Here is an 11507-nt window from a genome sequence, read left to right on the forward strand (position 1 = left end):
AATCTTGATCTTTTCTTCTACACCTAACTTTTGCTTCCTTGGCATGACAATGCTCCCTCCATGATTGACAGTGTTTTATTTCACTGTCTCTCATAGAGGGAGCATATCACCACGCCGTCCGGGCTGGCCTATTCTATTATAAAGAATTTTGTTCAGCTCAGCACCGCCAACTCCACCTTCTTGGTGAGTTTATTGGTCTGCTTGGTGATCTGCCCCACCAGAATAGCGGCGGCGATGGTGCCCTCCCGCACGCCGCTGAGATGGCCTAGGCACAAAAGGGAGAGCACAATGGCAATGCACACCAGGGTCACGTCAAAACACATCTTCATATTGCCAAACCTCACCGGGGCCACCTGACAGATGGCCAGCACAATGCCCTCCCCGGCGGTGGTCACCAGGTTGGCCATTACCTCTACGCTCACCCCAAAGGCGATGAGCACAATGCCCAGGGCGCAGTAGACCCAGGCCATGAGATAGCCCGAGCAGGGCAGGGGGGCGATGACCCATTCCGCCACGTCGATGGTGAACCCGAACAGAATGGCAGCCGGGAACTGTAATACCTGGAACCAGTCGTATTGCCGGCGGAGAATGGCGATCTGGATGAGCACAAAGAGGAAATTCATGATGATGGTAGTGGTGCCCACCGACAGGCCGGAGATCTCCGAGGTGACATAGGGCACGCTGGAGATGGGGGAGGTACCCAGCCCGGCCTTAATGGAAAAGGCCACGCCAAAGGCCATGATGATCAGGCCCAGGCATAAAAAGAGGATGCGCCGCAGGGGGTGGGTGAGAGGGGTTCGGTTGGATTGTCGCATGGAATCTCGACCTTTCAAAGCCTGTTGTGGGAGACGCAAAAAGCGGGGTAAAACCTGGAATGGTCTTACCCCGCAGTGACCTGCGCAGAAACAGAGAGATTTCAAGTTTTACAGTTTTCTACCATTGTAGCACCCCCTGGCGGCAAGGTCAAGCCGGCCGGGGATCGGGAGCACCCAGCCCCTGGGGTCTGCCCAGCACCAGGCCCAGCAGCAGGGTGAACAGCTCGGCGGCGGGGAAGGCCAGCCACACCCCGGTGATGCCAAACAGGTGGGAGAGGAGGAAGGCGAAGGCCACAATGGCCACCACGCCCCGGCACAGGGCCAGGATGGAGGACTCTCTGCCCCGGCCCGTGGCGCTGTAAAAGCCGGATTTGACAATGTTGGCCCCGGCAAAGAGGAAGCCCAGAAAGTACAGGCGCAGGCCGGGGATGGCGTAGTCGGCCAGCTGGGCGGAGTGCTGGCTGTTGAACACCGCCACCAGGGTCCCGGCGAAGGTGACCACCACGGCCACCACCACCGCGGACACACACAGGCCGATGAACATGGAGTGGCGGTAGATGCGGCTCTGGCCCTGGGTGTCGCCGGAGCCGTGGCAGGCACTGGCCAGAGGCTGGAGCCCCTGGGAGATGCCGTTGAAGAGGGCGACCCCCACCAGGGCGATATTGGCCACGATGCCGTAGGCGGCCACCGCCGCATTGCCCGCCAGATGCAGGAGAATGAAGTTAAAGACCATGGTGGTCACGCCGCTGGACATCTCCCCCACAAAGGCCACCACCCCCAGCTGGCAGGCGGAGAGCAGGCGGCGCAGAGAGGGCAGGGTGGGGATGAGGCGGATGGTGTTGCGGGGGGAGAGGTAGTGGAGCAGGCAGATGGACATGCTCACCACCGGGGAGAAGCCGGTGGCCAGGGCGGCACCGGTCATGCCCAGTCCCAAGGGGAACATGAGCAGGTAGTCAAAGAGGATGTTGAACAGGCCGCTGAGCAGGGTGGCGGCCATGGCGATGCGGGGGGCGCCGTCGTTGCGCACAAAGGCGGTACAGGTGAAGTTGAGCATGAACAGGGGGGCAAAACACAGCACAATGCGGATGTAATTGTGGCCCACCCGGCTGATGGTGTCGTCCGCCCCCATCAGCCGCAGCACTCCGTCAGGCACGGCCACACCCAGCGCCACAAACACCGCCCCCACCAGCAGGGTCCAGGCGATGGAGTTGGAGAAGTAGAGGTGGTAATCGGGGGCGTTGCTCCCTTTCCCTAAGGCGTAGCGGGTGGCGGAGCCGATGCCGATCATGGAGCCCAGGGCGAAGATGAGCCCGTAGAGGGGGAGTACCAGGTTCAGGGCGGTGATGCCGTTGGGGCCCTGGGACAGGGAGATAAAAAAGGTGTCGGCCAGGATGTAGCAGGAGGTGCCGATCATGGCCAGAATGTTGGGAAGCAGATAGCGTCTGAGCTGTTTTTCCATGTTTCTTTAGTCCTTTCGCACGTTCGCAAAAAATGCACCCTTGTCTACGGCTTCTAAGACCTAACGCCGTAAACGAAGAATGCATTCTACATTCCACTACCCGGTGGCAGTTGATATCCAAGAAAGTATACCCCAGAATGGTGGGAAAGGCAAGGGGAACTGTGCAGTGATAGGGCTCCAATGGCGGAGAATGGATTACAAAGATGAAATTTGCTAGTACCTGTGGATAGCCTAGAGACACCCAACATGACATAGAGTACACTGGAGATGGGAAAGTGTCTCGATCAAACTTGGTAGAATCACAGAAAGGGACTCTAAAGGTATGCGAATTAAATTCGGAAAAAGATAGAGACATTACATATTCCAGTAGGGAGCACCTAATTTTTTAAGACAGGTGACAAGATCTATTTGGTAAAGGATTTCGGATAGAATATGCAGCTGAATAGACAAGCGGCCTTCTGCTGCATATTTGCTGCAAAATGCTTGGAATTCCGATGGGATATCATTCTCATCGCTAATATCAAGATACATATATGAATCCTGAATGCCAAGTTCTCTAAAACGTGTCTGCCCAATAATTTCTGTAGAATTTAAATCAATATAAGTTATGCCAAAAAAATCCGGTTTTCCGCCACGTTCCAAAAGACGAGCGTAACCTGTAACTGCTGTTTGAAAAAAGCTGCATTTGTCTGGGCAGTTGGTTTCCTCTTGCAGTTCTCGTTCCATGCCAATGATGAGAAGATCTGTCAGTGTAGGACAGCCAGTTTTCCTTTTTTTATAGATTGAAAAATCAGAATAGGAAAGAGATCCGGAACCTGAGGGTGCTAAGCGTCCAGCGTTGGCCATGGAGTGAGCTCCTTGTTGGCCAATTAATATTTTTTTGTCTTTAGTAAAAGCGAGAGTAGAAACTCCAATGATGTTGGCACATGGGCTTCGACCAAGGTCAAAAAGGACATGCTTATCATTGACCAGAAGGGATTGGCCGTCAAATACGATATCCAGGTGGTTGGCAGAACGGAACTGCTTATACACGATCTCGTTGGTGGTTTGTGCATCGAAATAGTGAGACTTTTGCATTAGAAGTTGGGTGGTATCCGGATATATCTCCTGAGCCAGACGAATCAAAGCGTCGTTGAAAACGACTTTGTTGCGGCGGAGCAACTTGTAAAGAATGCTAGGGATTAAAAAAGAACACTCTTGTGCTACACAATAGGGGTACTTGAGAAACTCAAGATGAATAGGCGGGGGGTTCAGGAGGAACGTATTGACTAGGTCGCTGGCGACATAGTATTCTCTCCGAGTGCCGTTGGTGAAATACCGAAGGGTGTATCCGGCCTCAATCATAGCGCCGGGAAGAGATAACTGAGATAGGACATTTTGTTTATAGTTTTGGGGGAGTGGAATGGCGTAGTAAATTTTTTGATATTCGTTGTAGGAGTAAATAGTTTTAAGTATATGTGCAAGGATGTACACAGCGGATACTATAACGCCGATCCACTTGGCTTGGGGAATGTGAGAGAGTACAGATAAGCCCCAAGGAATTGCAGAAAGAATCGCGCCAATTAGTAAGGCAAGAAAATACTGGCGTTTTAACTTGAAAGTCATAAAAGCGGCCTGAAAATGGCCGATAAAACGATAAAATAAAATGCTTAAGTGGAGAGATATAGGACGCTTCATGGCTGTGACACCTCCACCAAAACGCCGCTGGCATCGTCACTGGGCTTCAGGCGGGGAAATTGGCGCAAGTCCTGGTCTGCCTGTTCCACGGCCCGCACCCCGGAGAGGAGGGAGGAGAGGCCCTGAGTATAGGCGGCATGCAGATATTCCTGGGGCCCGGGCTCCAGGCGGTAGCTCTGGTATCCGGCGGCCAGCCCATCCGACATCAAAAAGACATGGTGTACCCCTTGCCCGGACAGGGAGAGGTGGGTGCCGTACTGGGCCAGCCCGGTGTGAGGGGCCAGCACGGTGTAGCCATCCGGCTGTTCCGGATGGTTTTTCTTTTCCCGGTGCTCCAGAAGCTTTGCCCGCATGGCGGGGCTTTGAATGACCTCGGCGGGTGGTTGCCCGGTGGTGTCAGACAGGTGCATACACAGTTGGATGGCCCGGTCATCCAAGCGGGAGACCGCCGGATCATGGTACACGCCGCCGTCCCAGATTGCGGTACAGTCGCCCAGAAGGAACAGCTCCGGGCCACTCTCCTGGGTATTTCGGAAAATAGCCAGGGAGGCGGAGGGCTCATAGGCAAAGCCCCGCAAGTGGTCTGCAATGGGAATGGCCCGATACTGCTGCTCCACCAGGGCCAGGGCTTGCTCCACCGCCGTGGGAAGGGGAGTGGAAGGCTGCTCTACCTGGGCGAAGGCGTGGGCAAAGGTGTGCACAAACCACTGGGCATCACTTTGAAAGCGGCCCTGCAAATGGGGCACCAACACATTGGGCATCAGGCCCGAGGAGCCATCCAGAAGCATGGCCCAGCGGTTGGGCTGGAGGTGTATGAAGTCTTCGTTGACGGTGCGTCCCGTGGAGGACAGAGTGCTGACAACATCCATGGCCAGTACCTCCCTATCGTTTGCTTGTCCGTATTCTACCATGGAAGATGGGGAATGTATAGCGGCTGGAGTGGAAAAAGGGGGCATACACGTTGGGAGAGATGTGGTATAATGAACGTATCCCAAAGACAAGGAGAGACTGTCATGAAACGACTGCTTGACTGTACCGCCTCGGACTTTCGCACCATGAATAAGGAGGAGCTACTGGCCTCCATTGCCGGCTCGGAGGGCCGGGTGCTGGCCTGCGAGTCCATCGGCTATATCCAGCCCATGCTGGGCAACGTCACCAACGCCGAGTTTACCGCCGCCATGGGGGCGGATATTCTGCTTTTGAACATGTTTGACGTACAAAAACCCGTCATCCAGGGCCTACCCAAGTGCGAGCCCATGGAGGTGGTGGCCAAGCTCAAGGCCCTCACCGGTCGCCCCATCGGCATCAACCTGGAGCCGGTGGACCAGCCCCTGGAGCAGGAGGAGGGGGACCTGTGGGCCATGACCGACGGGCGGAAGGCCACCCTGGAAAATGCCCGCCGGGCCGCGGACATGGGGGTGAACTTCATCCTCCTCACCGGAAATCCCGGGGTGGGTGTGACCAATGAGGCCATTGTGCGCACCTTGAAGGAGTACAAGGCGGAGCTGGGAGACCGGCTCATTCTGGCCGCCGGCAAGATGCACGCCTCCGGCATCCTCACCGAGGGGGCCGAGCACATCATCACCACCGCCGACATTGACGCCTTCGCCCAGGCGGGGGCGGGCATCATTCTGCTCCCCGCCCCCGGCACCGTGCCCGGCATCACCGTGGAGTATGTCAGAGGCCTGGTCACCCACGCCCACTCCCTGGGCTGCCTGACCATCACCGCCATTGGCACCTCCCAGGAGGGGGCGGACGTGGACACCATTCGCCAGATCGCCCTGATGTGCAAGATGACCGGCACCGACATCCACCATCTGGGGGATGCGGGCTACGCGGGCATGTCCCTGCCGGAGAACATCCAGGCCTATTCTGTGGCCATCCGTGGCATCCGCCACACCTATCACCGGATGGCCTGTTCGGTGAACCGCTGAGGGCCACATCCAAAATTTCGGAGAAAAGCGTCGGAGCATGGCTCCGGCGCTTTTTTAGTAAAAAGCCCACAAAATGGGGTGTGGGCAATTGGCATAAAAGCGAATTGAAATAAACGAGTTTATATGGTAAAACTGTTGAGAAAGATGGGGGAACCCCCATGAGCGGAGCGGGTACGGGAGCGCGGCAGTGTGGGCGGCTCCGGTACCCCTTATACACGAGAAGGGAAAGGAGAAAGCGCAATGAGACACTTGAGCAAACGCCTGCTGGCACTGGCACTCACCGCCGTGATGCTGTTGGGGATGGTCCCCGTCGTCACCACGGCCTCGGCCCAGAGCGGTACCGCCACCCAGAGCGGCACCAGCCAGGGCGGGAGAACCGTTCTGAACTTCAACAACGACTGGCGATTCTACGAAGGGGACTGGCCGGACGCCGACCAGGTAGATGCCGACGACAGCCAGTGGCTGTACGTCAACGCCCCCCACAGCACCATCCAGTACACCCCCGAGAACTACTACCATGAGGACCTGGGTGTGTTCTGGTATCGTCGCCACTTCACCATGGACCCCGCCATGGAGGGTCAGCAGATCATCCTCACCTTTGAAGGTGCCATGCAGGAGGCCACCGTGTGGCTCAACGGCGAAGAGCTGGGCGTCCACCAGGGTGGCTACACCGAATTTGCCTTCGACATCTCCGACAAGGTAAAGTTTGACGGGGAGAACGTGCTGGCGGTGAAGCTGGACACCCGTCCCAACACCTCCTTCGCCCCCGGCAAGACCAACCCGGACTTCCAGTACTTCGGCGGCCTGTACCGGGACGTGTATGTCACCGTCACCGGGGACGTGCACATCACTGACGCCATTGAGTCCGACACCGTGGCCGGTGGCGGCGTGTTCCTCACCTCTCCCAGCGTGAGCAAGGAATCTGCCACCGTCAACGCCAAGACTGAGGTGGAGAACACCGGCTCTTCGGACGCTTCCGTGACCATGGTCACCGAGATCGTGGACGGGGACAGCGTGGTGGCCTCCAAGGAGGACACCCAGACTGTGGCCGGTGGTGAGAAGTACTCCTTCAGCCAGGACCTCACCGTGTCCAATCCCCGCCTGTGGTCGGTGGACACCCCCGAGCTGTACACCGTGCGCTCCATCCTGAAGCAGGACGGCACTGTCATCGACACCGTGGAGACCACCTACGGCATCCGCAAGGTGGAGTGGAAGCGGGACGGCTGCTACATCAACGATGAGCGCGTAGAGCTGGTGGGTACCAACCTCCACTCTGAGACCTACATGCTGGGCAACGCCCAGAGCAACGACTCCATCTTTGAAGATGTGAAGCGGCTCAAGGAGTACGGCTTCAACTTCATCCGCATGAGCCACTACCCCCACGACCCCGCCTTCTATGAGGCCTGCGACCGCTACGGCGTGGCCGTGCTGGACTGTCTGGCTGGCTGGCAGAACTACAGCGATTCCGAGGCCTTCCAAACCAACACCTATGAGCAGATGCGGGATCAGATGCGGGTCAACCGCAACCACTGCTCCGTGGTGGCCTGGGAGCCTAGCCTGAACGAGAGCTCCTTTACTACCGCATGGGCTCAGAACATGCACAACCTGGTGAAGGAGGAGTACCCCGAGGTGGGCGACTCCAAGGCCTACACCAGCGGCTGGATCAACTGGAACGTGTTTGACATCGGCGTGGGTACTCCCCAGGCCAACGTGGTGGGCGACGCCTCCAAGTATTCCGACAAGCCCGTCATCGTCAGCGAGTACGGCGACTGGAACTTCGGCGGCTTTGACTCCACCACCCGTGTCACCCGGGAACCCAAGCACTACTCCGACGCCGAGGGCGGCGACAAGGGTATGCTCACCCAGTGTGACAACATCCAGTCCTCCTTTGCCTTCAACCGCGGCCAGTCCTGGTACGGCGCCACTGCCTACTGGGATTACGCCGACTACGCCGGATTTGACGTGGACAAGCTCACCTTCTGCGGCGTGGTAGACGTGGCCCGCATTGCCAAGCACGGCGCTTACTTCTTCCAGTCCCAGACCGACCCCAACCTGGACATGTCCAAGTACGGTCTGGACACCGGCGCCATGGTGTACATCGCCAACACTTGGGCCAGCGATTCCCCCGACCAGGTGCGGGTGTACTCCAACTGTGACGAGGTGGAGCTGTATCTGGACGACCAGCTCATCGTCCGTCAGACGCCTGACACCCAGATGTGGGCTCCTCACGGCGACACCGACAACCCCACCGGCTACCCCACAGCCGACTCCGGGGCCTACGTGTCCACCGAGAATCTGGCCCATCCCCCCTTCACCTTTGATCTCAGCGGCTACACCCCCGGCCAGGGCACCCTGAAAGCGGTGGCCTACCTCAACGGTGAGGCCGTGGAGACCTACATCCGTCAGGCCCCCGGCACCGCCTCCCAGATCACCCTCACCGCCGAAAACGACGAGGCTCTGAAGCTGGACGGCAGCACCGCCAAGCTGGTGTGGGTGGACGTGCGGGATGAAAACGGCACCGTGGTCAACACCGCCGACCACACCATCAACTTCACCACCGAGGGCCCCGGTTTTGTCATCGGCGAGAAGGCGGTCCAGGTGCGGGGCGGTCAGTGGGCCGTGTGGGTGCGCTCCACCCGTGGCGAGGGTGACATCACCCTGAAGGCCACCTGTGACGGGCTCACCGCCGCCACCATCACCATTCCCACCCAGACCGTGGAGGACCTGCCCGAAGTGCCCGAGGGCGGCGACGCCGACGAGACCGGCTTTGTGCATCCCGAGCCCCCCGCCGCTCCCGTGAACATTTTCCTGAACAAGACCGCCTCTGCCAGCTCCATCAACATCAACGCCCAGGGCGAGGAGAAGGCGGAGTGGGCCAACGACGGCGACACCTCCACCAAGTGGTGCGCCAAGAACCCCAGCCCCAGCGACCCCTTCGGCACCCACTGGTGGCAGGTGGACCTGGGCCGCAGCTACACCGTGGACGAGATGGAGATCATCTTTGACGCCGCGGGCAACTGGAAGTACCATGTGGCCGTGTCCGATGACCCCAACTTTGAGGGCTACACCATCCCCGACGACGGCATCCTCACCACCACTGCTGACCGCACCACGGTGACCGTGGGCCAGCAGGGCCGCTATGTGCGCGTCTACCTCAACTGCCCTGCCAATAACCTGTGGCCCTGCCTGCGGGAAGTCAGCGGCACCGGATACACCGACAACGTGGCTCTGAACAAGACCGCCAAGGCCTCCTCTGGCTCTGACGTGGCGCTGGCCGTGGACGGCAACGTGGACACCTTCTGGAACTCCGGCGCCATGAGCCCCGCCTGGTATCAGGTGGACCTGGGCCAGGCCTACCAGCTCTCTGGGGCCTCCCTCACCTTCGCCTGGGCCAATCCCGGCGACACCGGCGGAATCCCCATCCGCCACTCCTTCACCATCCAGGGCTCTCTGGACGGTACCACCTGGTATGACATGGCCACTTGGTCCGACATGGACCAGGGGGACAACAACCCAAACGTCACCGCCACCGTGGAGCTGAGCGGTGCGGCCCGCTATGTGAAGGTCAACGACCTGAAGGCCTACAAGGGCGGCACCTCCAATCAGTGGGCGGAGATCGCCGAGCTGGAAGTGTACGGCAAGGCCCTAGGCGAGGCCGTCCGTCTGGACTACGGCGCTCCCACCTCCGCTACCTCTTCTGCTGAGGGCTCTGACCCCGCCTACGGCAACGACGGCGATCCCGCCAAGTACTGGATTCCCGCTGCGGACGACCAGGCTCCCGCCTGGCAGTTCGACTCCGAAGGCCTGTACAACATCGCCGCTGTGTCCCTGACCTGGAACAACGACGGCACCCACAAGTACGCCATCGACCTGTCCACCGATGGCCAGAACTGGACCACTGCTGTGGACCATCTGGCCAGTGGCGTGGCAGGAAGCACCACCAACGACGCCCTCAGCGGCCTGACCCGCTATGTGCGCATCCGCCTCACCGCCGGCACCACCGACGGTCTGTGGATCAACTCCACCGGCTTTGCCCTGGGCACCGCCCTGGAGGCGGTCTCTGTGGCCGACCAGCAGGGCGTGACCGCCGCCGTGGGCACCGCCTTTGATCAGCTGGGTCTGCCCAGCACCGTCCTGGCCACCCTGGACGGCGAGATTCAGACTTCCCTGGCTGTGACCTGGAATAAGGAGGGCTATGACCCCGCCTCCACCCAGGCTCAGACTATCACCGGAACCCTCACCGCCATCCCCGGCGTCACCGTGCCCGAGACCCTCACCGCCTCCGTCACCGTGACCCTGGAGGGCAGCGCTCAGGAGGCCAACAAGGTTCTGCTGCAAAAGACCTATGACTACGCCGTGACCCTGGACACCACCGGTGTGGTGCAGGCCGCTGTGGACGCATTCCAGAAGGCCCTGGACGAGGCCAAGGCCGTGCTGGACAACCCCAACGCCACCCAGGAGCAGGTGAACACCGCTTGGGACAACCTGCTGGAGGGCATCTGGGGTCTGGGCCTGAAGCAGGGCGACAAGACCATGCTGGAGCTGCTCATCGCCCGTGCCGACGACATGGTGGCCAACGCCGACAAGTACGTCCAAGCCAACTGGCAGCAGCTGGTGGACGCTCTGGAGGCCGCTAAGACCGTGATGGAGGACGGCAACGCCCTGCAAAACGACGTGGATAAGGCTGCCGAGACTCTGCTGAATGCCATTCTGGCCCAGCGCTTCAAGGCGGACAAGTCCATCCTGGAGGACCTCATCGGCAAGGCTGAGGGCATGGACCTCTCCAGCTACACCGCTGAGTCTGTGGCCACCTTCCGCATGGCTCTGGCCAATGCCCAGGCCGTGATGGCGGACAACAGCCTCACCGAGGACGATCAGGCCAAGGTCAATGACGCTGTGGCTGCGCTCACCGCCGCCATGGACGGCCTCACCGCCGGTGGCGCTCCCGAGACCACCGACAAGCCTCAGACCACTGAGAAGCCCGAGAACGTGCCTCAGACCGGGGACAGCGCCCCTCTGACCCTGTCCACCCTGATGCTGGTGGGCTCCGCCCTGTGCGTGCTGGCCCTGGTGGTCAGCGCCAAGCGTCGCCGCAGCTAATCTCCAATCAAGCAAAAAAGTACGGTCAGCGAAAGCTGGCCGTACTTTTTGCTTCGAAAGCCTCCCTTGTGTAAAGGGAGGTGGCCCGGCGCAAGCCGGGTCGGAGGGATTGTCCTCCAACCGGTTTCTTCGTTCAGGCTTGCCAGCCTGGCGGGGACGCTCCGCTGGGCCCGATTTCTCCCCGATGAGAAATCGGGGAAAGAATCGCCAAAGGCGGGGCCTTCCCCCGCCTTGTGGAATCCACCCCGCGGTGCTGGGCGGAGGGTGCGCCTTTCTCTTTTCGGCCCTTGGACTGGTGGGGTCACATAGAAGGCGTGGAAATTCTACAGGAAGTATCTGCTCCTCTGACAAATACTACTTCTATTGCCAGGGCTTTACCCTGGTGAGTCGCTGTTCCCAGCGATCGGCGGCCAGGCTCCCGGCGGCGGGAACGCCGCACACACCAGAGTAGGCCCGGAGGTGGAAACCGCCTGGCTATAGGGCCAGCTGCCCAGAGCAGCCTGGTGTGGTGGCACGACTAGG

General features: G+C 59.6%; 6 protein-coding genes. 2 read left to right on the forward strand and 4 right to left on the reverse strand.

Annotated elements, in window-relative coordinates:
* Positions 1-152: 152 nt before the first annotated feature.
* The 4 genes from B5F12_RS11095 to B5F12_RS11110 form a co-directional block, all read right to left on the reverse strand.
* Positions 153-815: a DUF6198 family protein gene (locus B5F12_RS11095; RefSeq protein ID WP_087234384.1), complete on the reverse strand. Its 663-nt coding sequence runs from the start codon at positions 813-815 to the stop codon at positions 153-155.
* Between the two features lie 148 nt (positions 816-963).
* On the reverse strand, positions 964-2274 hold the full coding sequence (locus B5F12_RS11100) for an MATE family efflux transporter (protein ID WP_087234386.1): 1311 nt from the start codon (positions 2272-2274) through the stop codon (positions 964-966).
* Between the two features lie 354 nt (positions 2275-2628).
* Positions 2629-3951: a hypothetical protein gene (locus B5F12_RS11105; RefSeq protein WP_087234388.1), complete on the reverse strand. Its 1323-nt coding sequence runs from the start codon at positions 3949-3951 to the stop codon at positions 2629-2631.
* Positions 3948-4820 (reverse strand): hypothetical protein, encoded by an 873-nt coding sequence (locus B5F12_RS11110; RefSeq protein ID WP_087234389.1) that lies wholly within the window; start codon positions 4818-4820, stop codon positions 3948-3950. Before B5F12_RS11110 ends, B5F12_RS11105 begins: the two co-directional genes overlap by 4 nt.
* 144 nt (positions 4821-4964) lie before the next feature.
* Here B5F12_RS11110 and B5F12_RS11115 point away from each other — a divergent pair, with 144 nt between their 5' ends.
* The gene (locus B5F12_RS11115; RefSeq protein WP_204221572.1) at positions 4965-5885 is read left to right on the forward strand and encodes a haloacid dehalogenase-like hydrolase; all 921 of its coding nucleotides are present in this window, start codon (positions 4965-4967) and stop codon (positions 5883-5885) included.
* A 240-nt stretch (positions 5886-6125) separates the two neighbouring features.
* A complete protein-coding gene (locus B5F12_RS11120) occupies positions 6126-10985 on the forward strand; it encodes a discoidin domain-containing protein (protein ID WP_087234394.1) in 4860 nt (1619 codons plus the stop codon).
* Positions 10986-11507: the final 522 nt, after the last annotated feature.

The organism is Pseudoflavonifractor sp. An176 (genome assembly GCF_002160435.1).
GTDB lineage: Bacteria > Bacillota > Clostridia > Oscillospirales > Oscillospiraceae > Enterenecus > Enterenecus faecium.